This is a genomic window from Nocardia salmonicida, assembly GCF_036142455.1.
Lineage (GTDB): Bacteria > Actinomycetota > Actinomycetes > Mycobacteriales > Mycobacteriaceae > Nocardia > Nocardia salmonicida.
In genome coordinates this window covers 2342592-2360329 of the sequence record NZ_CP108014.1, presented here as the reverse complement: position 1 = coordinate 2360329, position 17738 = coordinate 2342592, and the positions used below count along the sequence as shown (strand labels likewise).

Sequence of the window (17738 nt, the reverse complement as noted above, 5' to 3'; positions counted from 1 at the left end):
GACTGATCGAGGGAGACCCATGAGCACGGCCAAGAAGACCGGCACAACCATAGAGCCGGCCGACAGCCACGATTTGATCCGCGTGCACGGCGCGCGGGTCAACAACCTGCGCGATGTGAGCATCGAGATCCCCAAGCGCAGGCTGACGGTCTTCACCGGCGTGTCCGGATCCGGCAAGAGCTCCCTGGTCTTCGGCACCATCGCCGCCGAATCGCAGCGCCTGATCAACGAGACCTACAGCGCGTTCGTGCAGGGCTTCATGCCCAGCCAAGCGCGCCCCGACGTCGACGTACTCGAGGGCCTGACCACCGCCATCCTCGTCGACCAGTCCCGACTCGGTGCCGACCCGCGCTCCACCGTCGGCACCGTCACCGACGCCAACGCGATGCTGCGGATCCTGTTCAGCCGCCTCGGCGACCCCCACATCGGGTCCTCGCAGGCGTTCTCGTTCAATGTCGCCTCGATCAGCGGCGCCGGTGCGGTCGAGGTCGAGAAGAACGGCGTCACCGTCAAGGAACGCCGCAGCTTCGCTATCACCGGCGGCATGTGTCCCACCTGTGAGGGCAAAGGCCAGATCAACGACATCGACCTCACCGAGCTCTACGACGAGAATCTCTCCCTCGACGACGGCCCGTTCAAGATCCCCGGCTACAGCATGGACGGCTGGATGGGCCGCATCTTCAAGGGTTCCGGCTTCTTCGACCCGGCCAAGCCGATCAAGAAGTACACCAAGAAACAGCTCGCCGACCTGCTGTACAAGGAACCGACGAAGGTCAAGGTCGAGGGCATCAACCTCACCTACGAAGGACTCATCCCCAAACTGCGCAAGTCGATGCTGTCCAAGGACATCGATTCGCTGCAACCGCATGTGCGCGCCTTCGTCGAACGCGCCGTCACCTTCGGTACCTGCCCCGACTGTGCGGGCACCAGACTGTCCGCCGCGGCCCGCTCGTCGAAGATCAACGGCATCAGCATCGCCGACGCCTGCGCCATGCAGATCACCGATCTCGCCGAATGGGTCAAGGAAGTCGACGACCCGTCGGTGGCGCCGCTGCTCGAGTCGCTGCGCCAGACCCTGGACTCGTTCGTCGAGATCGGCCTCGGCTACCTGTCGCTGTCGCGCCCCTCGGGCACCCTGTCCGGCGGTGAAGCCCAGCGCGTCAAGATGATTCGCCACCTCGGCTCCTCGCTCACCGACGTCACCTACGTCTTCGACGAGCCCACCGCTGGCCTGCACCCGCACGACATCCAGCGGATGAACGACCTGCTGCTGCGCCTGCGCGACAAGGGCAACACCGTGCTCGTCGTCGAGCACAAGCCCGAAACGATCGTCATCGCCGACCACATCGTCGACCTCGGCCCCGCCGCCGGCTCCAAGGGCGGCACCATCTGCTTCGAAGGCACCGTCGACGGGCTGCGCGCCAGCGACACCGTCACCGGCCGCCACTTCGACGACCGCGCCTCGGTCAAGGACTCGGTGCGAAAGTCCACCAGCGCCTTGCAGATTCGTGGCGCCACCGCCAACAACCTCGACAAAGTCGACGTCGACATCCCCCTCGGCATCCTGGTGGCGATCACCGGCGTCGCGGGCTCGGGCAAGAGCTCGCTCGTGCACGGCTCGATCCCGATCGACGAAGGCGTCATCTCCATCGACCAGACCCCGATCAAGGGCTCGCGCCGCAGCAACCCCGCTACCTACACCGGCCTGCTCGACCACATCCGCAAAGCGTTCGCCAAGGCCACCGGCGCCAAACCAGCCCTGTTCAGCGCCAATTCCGAGGGCGCCTGCCCGAACTGCAACGGCGCCGGCGTCGTCTACACCGACCTGGCGATGATGGCCGGTGTGTCGACCATGTGTGAGGTGTGCGAGGGCAAACGGTTCATGGCCGAAGTCCTCGAATACACCTTCGCGGGCAAGAACATCAGCGAAGTGCTCTCGATGCCCGTCGACGAAGCCCGTGAGTTCTTCGGCGACGGCGAAGCCCGCACCCCCGCCGCCCACAAGATCCTCACCCACCTCACCGAAGTCGGCCTCGGCTACCTCACCATCGGCCAGCCACTGACCACCCTGTCCGGCGGTGAACGCCAGCGCCTCAAGCTCGCCACCCACATGTCCGACAAGGGCGGCACCTACATCCTCGACGAACCGACCACCGGGCTGCACCTGGCCGACGTCGAACAGCTCCTCGGCCTGCTCGACCGGCTCGTCGAATCCGGCAAGTCCGTCATCGTCGTCGAACACCACCAGGCCGTGATGGCTCACGCCGACTGGATCATCGACCTCGGCCCCGGCGCGGGCCACGACGGCGGTCACATCGTCTTCGAAGGCACTCCCGCCGAGCTCGTCGAGGCGCGCTCCACCCTCACCGGCGAACACCTGGCCACCTACGTCGGCGCCTGACGTCGTGCGGCCGGGCTCACCCTGAGCCCGGCCGCACATATCCTGGACCGATGCTCGAGATCTCCACCGATCCCGCCGCCGTCGACCTCGACTGGCTCCACCACCGCCTGTCGACCGACGCCTACTGGGCCCTCGGCCGCAGTCGCGAACGCGTCCGCCGCGTCGTCGAGAACTCCTTGCCCTACAGCGTGTTCCACGACGGTTCCCAGATCGCCTTCGCCCGCCTGGTCACCGACCGCACCACCTTCGCCTGGCTCTCCGACGTCTACGTAGACCGTCACCAGCGCGGAAAAGGCGTCGGCAAACTCCTGCTGGACCGGATCATGGCCGACGCCGACGACTGGGGACTGCGCCGTATGGCCCTGGCCACCGGCGATGCCCACGACATGTACCGCCCCTATGGCTTCACCGCCCACCCCAAGCCGGATCAGTGGATGGAAAAGAACTGGCCGACCAACCCCGCTTGAAGAATTCGTCGGGGTCGGCTGATTACGACATCACCCTCACAACAGAATCTCGGCCAGCTGATCGGTCGCTCGGGTCAACCAGTCGGGATCACCGTGACGCCGTCCCCAGAGCGCAGCTTTGACCGCGCGCACCTGCGCCCACCGACGGGCACGATCACGGTCGATCCCCGCTGCCTCGCAATACAAGTCCAGTCCGCGCCGGATTCCGGCGCCCGGATCGGCGGCGAACAGTAGCGGCGCGAACCGGTAGCTGCGAAGGACGGTGATCGTGTCGTAGGCGGGGTCGCCGACATACCCCTTGGGGTCGATCGCGAGCCAGGGCTCCCGTTCTCCCGCCAGTACATTCGCATCATGGAGGTCGCCGTGGACGAGGGTCTCGGGCTGCCCCGGACCGAGGTCGCGCAAGGTCTCCGCCGCGGCATCCAGAACGCGGCAGGGGAGTGGGTCGCCCAGTTCGGCGGCCGTCGTGCGGATCTCGTCGGCCCAGTCGGCGACCAGGTCGCTCAAGCGCGGTAGTCCGGTAGGGGCGTCGACAGCCAAGCGGTGTGACAGCTGCCCGATTATGCCGACTGCCTCGTCGAAGTCGGTGATGTCGGCCAGAGTTTTGGGTCCTGTGCGCTCGAGCAGCATCGCGAACCGCTCGTCATCGCGGTCGAACAATCGCACCGCACCTCGTCCGTTCCAGGTGGCGAACGCGTCCGGCTCGAACACGTTGCCCGGGTGCGGAAACGAGACCTTGAATACCGCGGGCGGCAGATCCGGGCGCCGTACCGGTATGACGATCCCGACGTGGCCGTGCATGACCGGTCCGTCGGGGGTGCACGACCACCGTCGCAGCAACTCCTCCGCCAGGAGGGGCAGTGCCTCGATCCATGCCCGCCCAGGTTCGCCTTCGCGACCGATCGTTTCGCGGGCGAAGGCCTCTGGAATCTCGATCATGATCCGACCCTAGGCGTCTACCTCGAGGCGCGGCCACCACCGATGTGACGTATCTCGCCGCCCTCTAGTCTGTTCTCCGCAATGACGACAGGCATAGCCTGAGACCCCGCGCAGGAGCGAAATCGACTGCACTAGAAGACGATTCGGTGCAAAACGGACACCGTCGGTTCGGTAGGCGTCTCGCTGATTTCGACGCGCGCACCCTGCCGTCCCGGGACGTGTACATCCGGGCCGACGGCAGAATCATGGCAAGGAGCTACACCGGTGCCGGTTCGTCACACAGACCTCAGCCCCGTCATCACCCGCCGCGGCGCACTCGCCGCACTGGCACTGCTCGCTGCCGCCGGGTGCGGCGGTTCGGTCGCGGCCACCACGGGCAAGCCGCACTGGGACTACGACGCCGAGGGCCCCGAGCACTGGGCCGACCTCGACCGCGGCTACTCGGCCTGCCGAGTCGGCCACGCCCAATCGCCGATCGACCTGGACAGCCCCACCGAACTACACCCGTCCGACCACATCGAGATCGACTACCGCCCCATCGCCTCGGTGGACCTGCTCAACAACGGACACACCGTTCAGGTGGCTGCCCCAGCGGACTCCGGCAACCGCATCGTCGTCGACGGAACCCCGTTCACCCTGACCCAATTCCACTTCCATCTCCCCAGCGAGCACACAGTCGACGGCGCCGAGACCGCCATGGAACTGCATTTCGTCCACACCGCCCGATCTGGCCGGCTGGCTGTTCTCGCGGTCCTCCTGAACGCGCACACCGACCCCAGCCCGCTGAGTCGCATACTCACCGCCGCACCGAGCCGCGCAGGACTCACTCGCGCTGTCACCACCGTCGACCCGCGCGAGTTCCTCCCGGCCGACTTCGCCCAGTTCCGCTACCAGGGCTCCCTGACCACACCCCCGTGCACCGAAGGCGTCGAGTGGATCGTGCTGCGCCACCCTATGTCGGTCGCGGTCCGCGATGTCGACAGTTACCGCGCGCTGTTCCCACACAGCAATCGACCCACCCAGCCGCGCAACGGTCGGCCCGTAATCCTGGCCGGATCCAATTGAGCAGTCGTCGAGGGCTGTGATCGTCAGCTGGGGGAGGGCCGGGGGAGCAGGCCGAGGGTGAGGTGCCGGACCAGGTCGTCGAGCAGCTGTTCGGAGTCGTAGTCGGCGGTATAGCCGGACCCGACGAAGGTAGCCAACCCCTGGAGGGCGGCCAGGGCGGTGACACCGAGCCGTTTCGGGTCACCCGCCACGATCTCGCCTGCTGCCTGACCTTCGGCGATGAGGGTGATCGGCACCGCGAACGCCCGGTCGGCGGCCTGCTGGATATCGGCGGAGGTGGAGTTGTTTCGGCGCGCGAACATCAGTGGCAAGAGTTCGAGGTTGTCCACGGCGAATCGCAGGTAGGCGTAGGCGACGGTTTGTAGGCGTGCCGTGATGGGTCCCTCGATCACAGCTTGTTCGAAACAGGAGCCGAGGCGTTCGAGCCCGGTCACGGCGAGTGCGTCGAGGAGTGCCTGCTTGTCGCGGAAGTGCCGACTCGGCGCCGCATGGCTCACACCGGTGTCGCGGGCCAGCTGACGCAGGGACAGCCCGTCCACACCGGCCTCGCGCAGTGTCGCCTCGGCGCGCGTCAGCAGCGCGGCACGGAGGTCGCCGTGGTGGTAAGGGGTGTGCAGGGACATGGTACGAGCAGGATATCCGACGCCCGCCCAATGTTTGCGTTGACTACTTTGTTGTCGCTGACTACATTGGCGAAGGCCATGACTGACAACACCGCGCCCACCCGCAAGCAGCGCACCATGCCGATCCGCGAATGGCTGGCCCCGATCACCCTGGTCACCATCCTGGCGGCGCTGCTGGGCACCATGTACCTCGGCTACACCGCCGACCCCGAGAAGCACCTCCACGACTTCCCGATCGCCCTGGTCAACCAGGACGTCGGCGACACCGTCGGCGGCACACCCACCAACATCGGCGCACAGATCACCACGGCGCTGAGCGACAACATCCCCGCCGACAAGATCGACCTGCGCCCAGTCGGCATCAACGAAGCCCAGCGACAGCTGCAGAACGGCGAGGTATACGGCGCCATCGTCATCCCCGGCGACTTCACCAAGCGCGTCGCCATCCTCGGCGCCGCATCGATCGTCCCCGGCCAGGTCGAACAACCGATCATCTCCGTGCTCACCAATCCACGGGCAGGCACTCTCGCCGCACAGATCATGAACACCGTCGCCGACCAAGCCATGACACAGGTGAACAGCACCGTCGGCGCCCAACTCGCCGAGCAGGTCAACGCCGCTATCGGCACCACCCCACTCAGCGGCGCGGCCCAGCTGCAACTCACCGAGCCGATCGACGTCATGGTCAGCGCCTACCACCCACTGCCCGAAGGCACCGGCCAAGGCCTGGCCGCGTTCTTCTACACCCTGGTGCTGCTGATCGTCGGATTCAGCGGCGCGATGATGATCAACTCGCTGGTCGACGCCTCCCTCGGCTACATTCCCGCCGAATACGGCCCATGGCACAAGACCACCGCCCCGGCCCCGATCAGCCGATGGCGCACCCTGCTCGTGAAATGGGCAATCGCCACGATCAGCGCCCCGCTGGCATCCGGAGTGTTCCTCGGCGTCGGCACCCTGCTGAACATGTCGATCGAGCGACCACTGATGCTGTTTCTCTATGGCACACTGGCGGTCGCCGCCATCGCGGTCACCGCCCTGTCGGTGATGGCCGCCTTCGGCACGGCAGGCCTGATGATCAATCTCATCGTGTTCGTGGTGCTCGGCATCCCGTCGTCGTCGGGCACCATCCCGCTCGAGGCGACACCGCGCTGGATCGCCGACATGGCCACCTTCGAACCCATGCATCAGATCTACCTGTCCGTGCGCGCCATCCTGTTCTTCGACGGACACCTCGAAGCGGGCATGGCACAGGGCCTGTCGATGACCCTCGCCGGACTCGCGATCGGCCTGGTCGTCGGTGCGGTGGCCACCAATGCCTACGACCTGCGCGGACTGCTGCGTCTCGGCATCGAGCACGCGCCCGCGCGATAACTGATCAACCCACGTGGAAGGGCCCCTGTGATGTCTGAGTTCGAAGCCCCGGCTTCCTACACGATTCCGGAACACGCGAACAATTCCGACAGCGTGTTCCTGCACGCCGAACACTCGCCGCACACGGTGCTGTTCAACGTCTCGAACGGCAGCGGCGGACTCACCGACATCACCGCGGCCCAGTTCGCACGAACGGTCACCGACGTGGCCAAGGGCCTCATCGCCTCGGGCATCGAACCCGGCGACCGCGTGGCCATCATGGCACCCACCCGCTACGAATGGGTCGTGCTCGACCACGCGATCTGGGCAACCGGCGCCTGCACCGTCGCCATCTACGACAGCTCCGCCGCCGAGCAGGCCACGTGGATCCTGCAGGACTCCGCGACGACACTGCTCATCGTCGACAGCGACAAACACCGCGCGATCATCGAGGAAATCGACGATCGCGCACTGCCCGAGCTGCGAGAAATCCTCCAGATCGACAAAGGCGTCGTCGAGGAATTGACCACTCGCGGCGCCCAACTCGACGACGCGGCCGTCCACACCCGCCGAGCCGAGGTCGGCGCGAGCGCCCCGGCAACCCTGATCTACACCTCGGGCACCACCGGCCGCCCCAAAGGCGTCATTCTCACGCACGGCAACCTCTACGCCGAGTCGAAATCCGACCGCATCGCCCTGGGCGAGTTCGTCACCCAGGGCAACAAGACACTGATGTTCCTGCCGCTCGCCCACGTCTTCGCACGAGCGGTGACCTTGGCAGCGCTCGATGCCAAGGTGGTCGTCGCGTTCAGTTCCGACTGGTCGACCCTCGTCGACCAATTCGGCAGCTACCGACCGCACTTCATCCTCGCGGTGCCGCGAGTGTTCGAGAAAGTCTTCAACGGCGCCAAGCAGAAAGCGCACGCCGGCGGTAAGGGCAAGATCTTCGACCTGGCCACCGAAACCGCCATCGCGTGGAGCGAATCGCTGGACACCGGGGGACCCGGTCTCGCGCTCAGACTGCGCCACACCGTGTTCGACACACTGGTGTACCGCAAACTACGCCAGGTGCTCGGTGGACGCTGCGAGGCGGCGGTCTCCGGCGGCGGACCGCTGGGCGCTCGGCTCGGTCACTTCTTCCGCGGTGCGGGCATCCCGATCTACGAGGGCTACGGGCTCACCGAGACCACCGCGGCGATCACCGTGAACACCCCGGCCGATACCCGCGTCGGCACCGTCGGCCGCCCGACCGAAGGCCACGCCGTCAAGATCGCCGCCGACGGCGAACTGCTCCTGCGCGGCCCTGTCGTATTCCACGAATACTGGGGCAACGCCCAGGCCACCGAGGACGCCTTCGCCGACGGCTGGTTCCAGACCGGCGATCTCGGCACCATCGACCGCGACGGATACCTCACCATCACCGGTCGCAAGAAGGAAATCATCGTCACCGCAGGCGGAAAGAACGTCTCCCCGGGACTGATGGAGGACTCTCTGCGGGCCCACCCGCTGATCAGCCAGGCGATGGTGGTCGGTGACGGCCGCCCGTTCGTCGGCGCCCTGATCACCCTCGACCCCGAAGTACTCCCGGCATGGAAGCAAAGCCACAACCTGCCCGCCGACACCACGAACGAGGCCCTGATCGACAACCCGGATCTCGTCGCGGAGATCGATTCGGCCCTCGCCGACACCAACAAGAAGGTGTCCCATGCCGAGGCGATCAAGAAGGTCCGCATTCTGCCCGTCGACTGGACCGAGGCCACCGGCGAACTGACCCCGAAGATGTCGCTCAAGCGAGCGGCGGTCATGAAGAAGTACGCCACCGAGGTGGACAAGATCTACGAATCCTCCACCGCCAGTGGCCAGTAGCTAGTAGCACCCAAATCAGGACACCCGGCTGTTATGTCTAACTAAATAACGCAGTCTGCTCCGCATCGGCCCCTCTAGTTCGTATCCTCACCAGGACCGCGCCCGGCGCGCGGCCCCGTGAACAGAGGTTGAACACAGCAGATGGCTATATCTGACGTCGAGGCGTACACACATCTCTCGCCGACCGACATCGAAGAGTTCGGGCAACGCCTGGACGCGTTGCGCGGACAGATCGAATCCAGCTTGGGCGAGCGCGACGCGAAATATATCAAGACTGTCATCCGCGTTCAGCGAGCGTGCGAGATCGCCGCTCGACTCGTGCTGATCGACTCGGGTCGGAAAAGCAGTTGGTGGTGGGGGACAGGCCTACTCACCTTGTCGAAGGTGCTCGAGAACATGGAGATCGGGCACAATGTCATGCACGGCCAGTGGGACTGGATGAACGACCCGGAAATCCACTCCACCACCTGGGAATGGGACCATTCCATGCCCGCCGCGCATTGGAAAGAAGCGCACAATTACCGCCATCACGTTTTCACCAACGTGCTCGGCATGGACCCCGACGAAGGCTACGGCCTGCTCCGCATCACCCGCGACCGTCGCTGGCGTCCTTACCACCTGGGCAACTTCGTCTACCTCGTCCCGGTCTCGCTGCTCTATGAACTGGGCATGTGCGTGTACCACCTGGAGATCCCGCGCGTGCTGGCGGGCAAGAAGGACAAGAAGAAGTTCCGGGAAGCTCGTGACGAAATTGTCCAGAAGGCAGGAAAGCAGCTGCTCAAGGACTATGCTATCTTCCCGGCGATGACCGGTAGGAACTGGAAATCGACGATCCGCGCGAACATCACCGCCAACCTCACCAAGAACGTGTGGGAACAGATCATCACGTTCTGCGGGCATTTCCCCGACGGTGCGGAGAAGTTCACCAAACGCGATATCGAGAACGAGACTCGCGGCGAATGGTATCTGCGCCAATATCTGGGCAGCGCCAATATCGAAGTCGGTCCCCTGATGCGCATTCTGTCGGGCACGCTCAGCCATCAAATAGAACATCACTTGTTCCCGGATCTGCCGAGCAACCGACTTCCCGAAATTCAACGTGAAGTGCGCAAACTGGCGGCCGAATATCGCCTGCCTTACACCACCGGCAGCCTGGTCCGGCAATACGGTCTGACATTGCGCACCATCGCGAAACTGTCGTTGCCCGATAAGTACCTCACCGCCGACGCCGACGAAGCCCCGGAGACCAGCTCCGAAAAGGCCACCGAGTCCCGACGCCTGACCCCTGTTCTCGTCTGATCCTCGGTGCGCATCACTTCGAGTTCGGCGATGCGGTGCGCCGTCGGGGAACCCGCGATAGCTTCGTCACTGTGACGAAATAAGGGCGGGGAAGCGGGAGGGGGAGTGCCACCCTTCAGGTGGTCGAATCAGCTTTCCGTGGATCCAGGCCCCAGATCTGGCGATTAGCGCATTCAGCGCGAACGGTCATCAATCGGACAATCCGAGAATTGTCCGAATTTCGTCGGATTTCGTCCCAGATGCCGAAATGTCGTGCAGCGGTCCGTGTAAATTGTCTGCGCGCACAAAATGGGAGTGCAGACAGACATCCTGAGATGTCTGTCTGCACTCGGTGTAACTCGGCACACGCCGCAAGCATCCGCAGAACGCGAATACCCCTCCCGACCGGCCGCCTTCAAACGCCGATAATGCACATTATGTCAAGTAACCCCTTACCTCGACACCCCGAGCTGCGTTCAGCGATTCGTGTCCGGTTGCAATCCATCTGGCCACCCTCTTGTCGACCGCGGGGCGGGTGCACCTGCCCCGAACCGTCTGCCGAGATCTGCGTCCGCTCAGTGTGGTTGATGTCGGACGCTTCCTGCCACGGCAGACGGTTCGAAGGCACTCCCCTGCGGTCCCGAGGATTGATGGAGACCGGCGTTGTCAGGGCAACGACGCGCAGTTCACCGGAGCGGGCACGCCCGCGAGGCGATCGACCATCCAGGGCTGCGAACTCGTCAGCGACGGGAAGAAGGCCAGATCATGGGTACCCAAGAAGCCCGACATCGCGGGCACCGTGCCGTCGGCTTCCAGTTGTACCGCCGCGCCGCCGCCACACCATTGCGCGGCAAGATCGCGCGCCGCGGGATAGGTGGCCTTGTCGTCGTGCATGGCCGAGTAGACGCGCACCGGCGCCGCAGGGGCGGTCCCGCCGAGCCGCTGCTCGTCGAATGCCCGCTTCAACTCGGGGGAACCGTCGATTACAGCCGTCAGCGGCCGTCCACTGGTCGTCCACCGGGCCGTGTCCTGGGGCTGGACGAGAATCTCGGAGAGACCGCCCCCGCACGTGCCGGCGGAGTCGCGCAGGATCGTCTTACCGGTGTCGTTGAGCTCGGCATCGAGTACCGGGCGGGTCTCGGGGTAGTCGGCGGCGATTCCGTTGAGCACCCACGCGATGGCGGGCGCGACGCCGGGGGTGCCGTCGCTGCGCGCGATGAAGTCCTGCGGCCCCGCCACCGGCCCGCCCACGTAAGCTCCGCGCACGTTGAGTTCGGGTGCGTACTCGGCCTGCAGTTCGGCGGCGGCAGCGGAGGCCATCCCGCCCTGGGAGTAGCCGTAGATGATGACCGGTGAGTCCGGGCCGAGCCCCGAACCGGGCAGCCGCAGCGCGGCCCGCGCGGAATCCAGCACTGCGTAAGCCTGAGTCCTGCGGTTCAGGAAGTTGTGCACTACCGGTACCCCGAAGTCGTGATAGTCGGTCATCACGACCGCCATCCCGCTCGCCAGGAGTTGATAGATCGCGATGATGTCGTATTCGAAGACCACGTCGGCAGGCGGCTGGTACCGGACCACCTGCCCCAGCATCGCCGACGGCGCGCATTCAGCGCTCTGCCCCTGTGCGCCGCCCGCGTATGCCACCAGTGGTCGCGGGCCCGGGCCGGTCCAAGGCTGACTCGGCTCCAGATAGGTGCCGACCACCGTGTTCGGCGCGCCATGGGTGTCGTTGCTGGAGTAGACCAGCCGGGTGGATCGTGCCGGTATCGGCCCGGCCGCGCCGGGAATCGTGATCGCCGTCGCAGCACCGTCGGCATGGATAACGTCACCCCCCGCCACCTGTAACTGCGGTGGCTGGGCCCCTACCGTCGATGTGGCCACGACCCCGGTGCCGACGACCACGAGGGTTCCCGTGAGTGCTGCGATCCAGGCGCGTTTTCCGCTCTTCATACCGATCCTTCGTGCGAGTTGGTCTGTCCAGGGCAGCTATCGAACCGAACAGCACAATCGCCACGGATAGAGCGCAACTCCGCTTGTCAGCGGATCGTGAGCAGAAAAGCGTGCTATTCGATCCGAGAGATCTAGATCGAAACTGCGGGCATCTCTGTCAAGCGCAGAACCAGGCACGGATATCGCGGTGCCGGGGTCAGCTTATGTCATGAGGCCGGCATCGCTGCGTAGGGTGCTGCTTCGGCATCGGTGGTGGCCCCGTCGGTCAGAGATACCGGGCGCGGAGTTTGCCCTTGACCAGCTTTCCGGTCGGCGTACGCGGCAGATCGTCGGAGAAGTCGACCGTGCGTGGCACCTTGTAGGCGCCGATCCTCGCCCCGAGGAATTCGCGCAGTTCCTCGGCGAGTGCGGGCCCTGCCGCGACCCCGGCCGCCGGTTGCACGACCGCCTTCACCGATTCGCCCATCTCCTCGTCGGGCACGCCGATCACCGCGACATCGAACACCTTCGGATGTAGGGCCAGTGCGTTCTCGATCTCCTGCGGATAGATATTGACGCCGCCCGAGATGATCGTGAACGCCTTACGGTCGGTGAGGAACAGGTAGCCGTCCTCGTCGATGTAGCCGATATCGCCGGTGGTGGTCCAGGTGGGATGGTTCGGGTGGACCGCCTCGGCGGTCTTGGCGGGATCGTTGTGGTAATTGAACGGCAGTTCTTCGCGTTCGAAATAGATGGTGCCGATCTCGCCGGACGCCAGTTCGGCGCCGTCGGTGTCGCACACCCGGATGACACCCAGGCCCGCGGTACCGACCGAGCCCGGTTTACGCAGCCACTGCTCGCTGTCGATGAAGGTGGCGCCGTTGGCCTCGGTCGAGGCGTAGTACTCGTGCAGCACCGGCCCCCACCAGTCGATCATGGCCTGTTTCACCGCGATCGGACACGGTGCGGCGGCGTGTACGGCGGCTTGCATACTCGATACGTCGTAGCGGGCTCGCACCGATTCGTCGAGTTTGAGCATCCGGACGAACATGGTCGGCACCCATTGACTGTGGGTGACCCGGTGCCGTTCGATCGTGGCGAGCGCCAGCTCCGCGTCGAACTTCTCCATCACCACGAGGGTGCCGCCCAGCGCGTTCACCACGCCACCGAAACGCAACGGCGCCGCGTGATACAGCGGTGCGGGTGAGAGATAGACACTCTGGGATTCGAAGGCGTAGAGCGGGCCGAAGATCGCGGTGTAGGTGTCACCGGGCGGATCGCCGACCTGACGATCGGACAGCGGTAGCTTGATGCCCTTGGGTCTGCCCGTGGTCCCCGAGGAGTAGAGCATGTCGGCTCCGCGCGGCTGATCGGCCAACGGTTCGGGAGAGGCCGCCGCGAGCGCCTGCTCGTAGGATTCGAAGCCCTCGACCGGACCGTCGAAGGCCAACCGGATCTCCACCTGCGGCGTATGCGCGGTGACCTGCTCGGCGGTCGTGGCCAGCGCTGCGGACACGATGAGCGCGCGCGCCCCGCAGTCGTCGACGATGTAGCCGATCTCGGCGGGAGTCAGATGCCAGTTGACGACCGTGATGTAGAGCCCCGAACGCAGTGCGGCCCAGTACACCTCGTATACCTTCGGGTCGTTCACCGACAGCAGCGCCACATGATCGCCTCTGCGCAGCCCCGCATCGTGGAGGTGACGGGCCAGCCGGATCGAGTTCTCCTCCAGTTGCCGATAGGTCAGCGTGGCACCGCTCTCGGCCATGACGATGGCAACCTTGTCGGGGAATCGGTCGACGTGTGCGCCCGGATACATACTGCTCCTTCGTAGAACGGAGCGGATATCGCGATGTCCGCTCGAGCGGGTGGCCCCGTTCCGGACAGTAGCCGAAAGTGAACGGTGGTTCCGGCGATTCCGGAACACGTGCGTCACCGGGGCGACATCGTGGCCGGCCGATTTATAGCTGTGATGTCGTGTCTTCGCGCAGGTGCGGGGCACTCGGTGGCGATACCTCGGACACAAAGTTGCCGGTTATTCCAAGAGGGTCAACAAGACGGCAATCGGACATTCGCAGCCGCCAGTACTTCCGCGAGGCCTTCCTGCAGGTCCTTGACGAAGAACTCGGGAACCTCGAGCGAGGGGAAATGTCCCCCGCTCTCGGGCAAGCTCCAACGGACGATCTGTCGGTACCGCTCCTGCGCCCATGCCCGTGGCGCTTTCTCGACGTCCCGTGGATACATGGTGATCGCTGACGGCACGTCTACGCGAAGTTCTGGGTCGAGCGCGTTGTGGCTTTCGTAGTAGATGCGGGCCGCGGAGGCGCCGGTCCGCGTCAGCCAGTACAGGGTGACATCGTCGAGAACGCTGTCGATGGAGATCGTTTCGAACGGGCTGTCGTCGGTATCGGTCCACTCGGCGAACTTGTCGAGGATCCAGGCGAGCAGCCCGACCGGTGAGTCGACGAGCGAGTAGCCGATGGTCTGCGGTCGGGTTGCCTGCTGCTTCGCGTACGCCGCGCGGTGGCGCCAGAAGTCGCGGGTTTCCGCTGCCCACTCGCGCTCGACCGCCGTCAGACCGTCGGTGGTCAACCCGGGCGGTCCCTCCGCGAATGTGGTGTGGATGCCGAGGACGTGCGCCGGGAACCTGCCGCCGAGAACCGTGGTGATGTTGCCGCCCCAGTCGCCGCCGTGGGCCAGGAACCGGCCATAGCCGAGCCTTCCCATGAGTTCCACCCAGGCGGCCGCGATCTTCTCGGTCCCCCACCCGGTGGTGGCCGGCTTGTCGCTGTAGCCGAAGCCGGGCAACGACGGGACTACGACGTGGAACGCCGGTGCGTCTGCGTCCTTCGGATCTGCCAGCTCGTCTACTACATCGATGAATCGAACAATGCTGTCCGGCCAACCGTGCGTCAGGATCAGCGGAGTGGCGTCCGCGCGCGTGGATCGGCGGTGCAGGAAGTGGATTCCCAGGTCATCGATGGTCGTACGGAACTGGCCGATCCGGTTGAGGCGCTCTTCGAACGATCGCCAGTTGTACTCGGTGCGCCAGTAATTCACGACGTCGACGAGGTCCGCGAGAGGGACTCCCTGTTCCCATCGCCGAGGGTCGGGCGCGGCGCGGTAGACCGTCTCGGCCTCCGGTAGGCGCGCCGCGGCCAATCGCGCGCGCAGATCGTCGAGGTCAGCGTCAGGTGCGTGGCCTTCGAATGCGTGTACATCGCTGGTCGGGCGGGGCATGAGACCTCCTTGCCGTCGCGGAACCGGCTACCGCTTGTCGTGAACCGGCTAAGACGGTTCTAACACGCCTCGATTCCGATGCGCAACCGGCTAAGGTGGTTCCATGCGTGCCGAGTTCCCTGACTTCCGCCTCGGGAGTGTGCTGGCTACCAGCTTCACGGCGACTTTGACGGAGCGTCACGGCGACGCCGTGGAACGCATTCCCACGCCGCAGCGACTCGTCGACTGGCTCGCAGTGAGCGGCTTGGCCGTCGACTCCTGCACCACCGCCCAGCTCGAACTCGCTCGGACACTGCGGGAATCAATTCACGCCGCCGCGACAGCGGCCGCGATCCAGGACCCTCCCCCTGTGTCTGCTGTCCGAGTCATCAATGACCGCAGCATTCAAGGGCGGGCGGCGGCGATCCTGACGCCCGAGAGCAATCGCGAATGGCGACTCAGCTCAGCTTCTTGCGTAGAAGATGCCCTGGGCGTCATCGCCGCCGACGCGATCAGCATCATCGCGGGCGAACGAGACGGAAGATTGGCCTTGTGCGCATCGCCGACGTGCCGAGCGGCCTTCTTCGATACCAGCCAGAGCCGCACCCGCAAATGGTGTGACATGAACACGTGCGGGAATCGTCAGAAGAAGGCGCGCTTCAACGCGAACCAGCGTAAGACCCCAGATCAGCGGAGCGATCGCTAGTCCTGTTCCGCTCCCTGGGTCAGGGACGGTCGACGTCGGCGATAATGGTTTCGGGCTTGAAGATCACCTTGTAGTGGTAGCGGCTCACCTCGGCGCCCTCGAGCTGTTCGACGAAGTAGCTCACGTTGTCCGAGAGCCCGAGAAAGTGCTTCTTGTATTCGTCGTCACCGGTCTTGCAGGTCACCTCGAGCTGGTTGTTCTCGTCCTTGATCGAGCATTTGCCCTCGATGGACAGCAGATACTTGTCGGTGATTCCGTTGAAGAACACCACCCGGCGGTCGATCTTGAACTGGTCCGATTCTTTGGACAGGTTCTTCGACACTACGTCGGCGTCACTCGAGCAACCGGTCACCGCGATGACCCCCGCTGACAGAGCCGCAACAGCGGCGATGAGCTTGTTGTTCATTCCCCCACCTCACTTCGATCCTTCTACTGACCATCATGGGCGTCAGCGGTCGAGCTCGCCACTGTCAGAAGGGATTTCCGCCCGAAGCGGATTTCGGCTCTCCGGCCGCCGCGGCGGCACTGTCATGGAGCGGATTCGGCTGTCGATCAGCTGTGCGGGATGCACAAACCACCTGGACTCAGATTGTCCGAGTCAGGACGTGGCGGTACCAGCGGCAGATACCGAGGGCGAAGCGCAGTTCGAAGGTGTCGGTGTCGACCGCGATGCCGTAGCGGCCGGTGACCTGCTGGATGCGGTACTGGACGGTGTTGCGGTGGACGTCGAGGACGCGGGCGGTTCGGGAGTAGCTGGCGCCTTCGGCGAGGAACACCTCGAGGGTGTTCCTCAGCAGCTCCACCTTGGTGCCGTCGCCGGCGAGGGGGCCGAGGACGCGGTGGACGAGGCCGGCGAGTTCGTCCGGGTCGTCGGTCAGCAACGCGAAGGGCGCGATCGCGTCGTAGTCGACCACGGTGGGTGCGGACTCCCCCGCCGAAATGGCCAGCGCCTTCGCTCGTGCCGCACTGCGGGCCGAGCGTCGAAACCCGGGCAGCCCTTCGCCGATCGGGCCGAGAGCGACTCGTACCGGCAGGCCGGAGGCCTCGACCTGTTCGGTGAGCTCGTGGAGCGCGCACGGCTCCTCGATCGGGAACCACAGACACATGGCGCGGTCCCCCGACGCTGCGACCAATTCGGAGCCGCGGGTGCGCATCGCGGCGGACAGCAGCTGTCGTGCCTGCTCGAGCGCGCGCACGGCGTCTGTGCCGGTGGCTGTCGACCATACTTCGGCCGCGTGGTGTCGCTGGTCGAGTCGGTAGTTCAGCACTTCTTCGGCCGCCGCGACGTCGACATCCTCGTTGTCGAGCAGACGTGCGATCCACTGCTGCCGTGCGGCTTGGCGACTGCTGAGCCAGCGATCGCGTTCCGCCTCGTAGATTCGCCCCATCGACGAATTGAGCCGATCCAGGTAGGTCCCCGCGAACTTGAGGACCTCCGCGATCCGGGCGGGTTGGTCGGGGCCGGGAACGGCGAGGATCAGCCCGATCGCCGCGTCGAGGATGCGGTACTGCCCCAGCCCGTAGGCGCGCAGCAGGATCGTCAGCGGTACACCTCGCCGGGCCAGGCGTTGGGCGTAGGCGGCGGCGCCCGCAGGCGGGCTGACGGTGGACGGATCGATACCGTTCGCCAGGACGTGCTGCACGGCGGCGATGTTCTCCGCGATGCTGGCGGCTCGCATCTCGGCCAGGTCGGCGGCCACGTCGTTGAGCGGAATCATCTGCTCGGTGACGCGGATGAGGTCTTCGGTGATGGCCTCGACACGCGGGCCGAGGGCCTGTCCCACCCATATCAGGGATCCGTATGCCGCCACGGGCGCTTCCATTCGTTGAACAAAAAACATCGACGACATTGTGCCATCCGCACAAATTTCTGATCGATTCGGTCTGGGCGCCGA

Annotated in this window: 14 protein-coding genes; 7 read left to right on the top strand and 7 right to left on the bottom strand. The window is 65.3% G+C overall.

The window, feature by feature from the left end:
• The first annotated feature begins 19 nt into the window (after window positions 1–19).
• Together OHS03_RS11150 and OHS03_RS11145 are read left to right on the top strand one after the other, a co-directional pair.
• Entirely contained in the window at window positions 20–2401 is a 2382-nt protein-coding gene (locus tag OHS03_RS11150) for an ATP-binding cassette domain-containing protein (protein WP_328662663.1), read from the top strand.
• Between the two features lie 50 nt (window positions 2402–2451).
• Window positions 2452–2868, top strand: coding sequence for a GNAT family N-acetyltransferase (locus OHS03_RS11145; RefSeq protein WP_328662662.1), 417 nt, complete (start codon window positions 2452–2454; stop codon window positions 2866–2868).
• A 36-nt stretch (window positions 2869–2904) separates the two neighbouring features.
• Here the strand turns inward: OHS03_RS11145 and OHS03_RS11140 are convergent, their stop codons facing one another.
• On the bottom strand, window positions 2905–3807 hold the full coding sequence (locus OHS03_RS11140; protein ID WP_328662661.1) for an aminoglycoside phosphotransferase family protein: 903 nt from the start codon (window positions 3805–3807) through the stop codon (window positions 2905–2907).
• Between the two features lie 264 nt (window positions 3808–4071).
• Here OHS03_RS11140 and OHS03_RS11135 point away from each other — a divergent pair, with 264 nt between their 5' ends.
• Complete coding sequence (locus tag OHS03_RS11135; RefSeq protein WP_328662660.1) at window positions 4072–4872, top strand: carbonic anhydrase; 801 nt, start codon at window positions 4072–4074, stop codon at window positions 4870–4872.
• A gap of 23 nt (window positions 4873–4895) precedes the next feature.
• Here OHS03_RS11135 and OHS03_RS11130 read toward each other — a convergent pair whose 3' ends face one another.
• Window positions 4896–5495: a TetR/AcrR family transcriptional regulator gene (locus OHS03_RS11130; RefSeq protein ID WP_328662659.1), complete on the bottom strand. Its 600-nt coding sequence runs from the start codon at window positions 5493–5495 to the stop codon at window positions 4896–4898.
• Between the two features lie 78 nt (window positions 5496–5573).
• Between OHS03_RS11130 and OHS03_RS11125 the strand changes: the two genes are divergently transcribed.
• The 3 genes from OHS03_RS11125 to OHS03_RS11115 all read left to right on the top strand — a co-directional run bounded on the left by OHS03_RS11125 (window position 5574) and on the right by OHS03_RS11115 (window position 10013).
• Window positions 5574–6869, top strand: coding sequence for a YhgE/Pip domain-containing protein (locus OHS03_RS11125; RefSeq protein WP_328662658.1), 1296 nt, complete (start codon window positions 5574–5576; stop codon window positions 6867–6869).
• Between the two features lie 30 nt (window positions 6870–6899).
• The gene (locus tag OHS03_RS11120) at window positions 6900–8714 is read left to right on the top strand and encodes an AMP-dependent synthetase/ligase (RefSeq protein ID WP_328662657.1); all 1815 of its coding nucleotides are present in this window, start codon (window positions 6900–6902) and stop codon (window positions 8712–8714) included.
• A 141-nt stretch (window positions 8715–8855) separates the two neighbouring features.
• Entirely contained in the window at window positions 8856–10013 is a 1158-nt protein-coding gene (locus OHS03_RS11115) for a fatty acid desaturase family protein (RefSeq protein ID WP_328662656.1), read from the top strand.
• A gap of 645 nt (window positions 10014–10658) precedes the next feature.
• On the opposite strand, the gene OHS03_RS11110 is transcribed toward OHS03_RS11115, so the two are convergent.
• The 3 genes from OHS03_RS11110 to OHS03_RS11100 all read right to left on the bottom strand — a co-directional run bounded on the left by OHS03_RS11110 (window position 10659) and on the right by OHS03_RS11100 (window position 15158).
• Window positions 10659–11939: a lipase family protein gene (locus OHS03_RS11110; protein ID WP_328662655.1), complete on the bottom strand. Its 1281-nt coding sequence runs from the start codon at window positions 11937–11939 to the stop codon at window positions 10659–10661.
• Between the two features lie 265 nt (window positions 11940–12204).
• Complete coding sequence (locus OHS03_RS11105; RefSeq protein ID WP_328662654.1) at window positions 12205–13737, bottom strand: acyl-CoA synthetase; 1533 nt, start codon at window positions 13735–13737, stop codon at window positions 12205–12207.
• A 230-nt stretch (window positions 13738–13967) separates the two neighbouring features.
• The gene (locus tag OHS03_RS11100) at window positions 13968–15158 is read right to left on the bottom strand and encodes an epoxide hydrolase family protein (protein ID WP_328662653.1); all 1191 of its coding nucleotides are present in this window, start codon (window positions 15156–15158) and stop codon (window positions 13968–13970) included.
• A gap of 103 nt (window positions 15159–15261) precedes the next feature.
• On the opposite strand from OHS03_RS11100, the gene OHS03_RS11095 reads away from it, so the two are divergent.
• Window positions 15262–15843: a CGNR zinc finger domain-containing protein gene (locus tag OHS03_RS11095; RefSeq protein ID WP_328662652.1), complete on the top strand. Its 582-nt coding sequence runs from the start codon at window positions 15262–15264 to the stop codon at window positions 15841–15843.
• A gap of 19 nt (window positions 15844–15862) precedes the next feature.
• On the opposite strand, the gene OHS03_RS11090 is transcribed toward OHS03_RS11095, so the two are convergent.
• Together OHS03_RS11090 and OHS03_RS11085 are read right to left on the bottom strand one after the other, a co-directional pair.
• Window positions 15863–16249, bottom strand: a complete 387-nt coding sequence (locus tag OHS03_RS11090) for a beta-sandwich lipoprotein (protein WP_328662651.1) — start codon at window positions 16247–16249, stop codon at window positions 15863–15865.
• Window positions 16250–16427: 178 nt separating this feature from the next.
• On the bottom strand, window positions 16428–17666 hold the full coding sequence (locus OHS03_RS11085) for a PucR family transcriptional regulator (protein WP_328662650.1): 1239 nt from the start codon (window positions 17664–17666) through the stop codon (window positions 16428–16430).
• Between the last annotated feature and the right edge of the window lie 72 nt (window positions 17667–17738).

What these genes read in the sequence shown, in the direction of transcription:
- OHS03_RS11140 (WP_328662661.1), bottom strand. Translation starts at nt 3,807, where the DNA reads ATGATCGAGATTCCAGAGGCCTTCGCCCGCGAAACGATCGGTCGCGAA.
- OHS03_RS11125 (WP_328662658.1), top strand. Translation starts at nt 5,574, where the DNA reads ATGACTGACAACACCGCGCCCACCCGCAAGCAGCGCACCATGCCGATC.
- OHS03_RS11130 (WP_328662659.1), bottom strand. Translation starts at nt 5,495, where the DNA reads ATGTCCCTGCACACCCCTTACCACCACGGCGACCTCCGTGCCGCGCTG.
- OHS03_RS11145 (WP_328662662.1), top strand. Translation starts at nt 2,452, where the DNA reads ATGCTCGAGATCTCCACCGATCCCGCCGCCGTCGACCTCGACTGGCTC.
- OHS03_RS11150 (WP_328662663.1), top strand. Translation starts at nt 20, where the DNA reads ATGAGCACGGCCAAGAAGACCGGCACAACCATAGAGCCGGCCGACAGC.
- OHS03_RS11090 (WP_328662651.1), bottom strand. Translation starts at nt 16,249, where the DNA reads ATGAACAACAAGCTCATCGCCGCTGTTGCGGCTCTGTCAGCGGGGGTC.
- OHS03_RS11115 (WP_328662656.1), top strand. Translation starts at nt 8,856, where the DNA reads ATGGCTATATCTGACGTCGAGGCGTACACACATCTCTCGCCGACCGAC.
- OHS03_RS11110 (WP_328662655.1), bottom strand. Translation starts at nt 11,939, where the DNA reads ATGAAGAGCGGAAAACGCGCCTGGATCGCAGCACTCACGGGAACCCTC.
- OHS03_RS11120 (WP_328662657.1), top strand. Translation starts at nt 6,900, where the DNA reads ATGTCTGAGTTCGAAGCCCCGGCTTCCTACACGATTCCGGAACACGCG.
- OHS03_RS11100 (WP_328662653.1), bottom strand. Translation starts at nt 15,158, where the DNA reads ATGCCCCGCCCGACCAGCGATGTACACGCATTCGAAGGCCACGCACCT.
- OHS03_RS11105 (WP_328662654.1), bottom strand. Translation starts at nt 13,737, where the DNA reads ATGTATCCGGGCGCACACGTCGACCGATTCCCCGACAAGGTTGCCATC.
- OHS03_RS11095 (WP_328662652.1), top strand. Translation starts at nt 15,262, where the DNA reads ATGCGTGCCGAGTTCCCTGACTTCCGCCTCGGGAGTGTGCTGGCTACC.
- OHS03_RS11085 (WP_328662650.1), bottom strand. Translation starts at nt 17,666, where the DNA reads ATGGAAGCGCCCGTGGCGGCATACGGATCCCTGATATGGGTGGGACAG.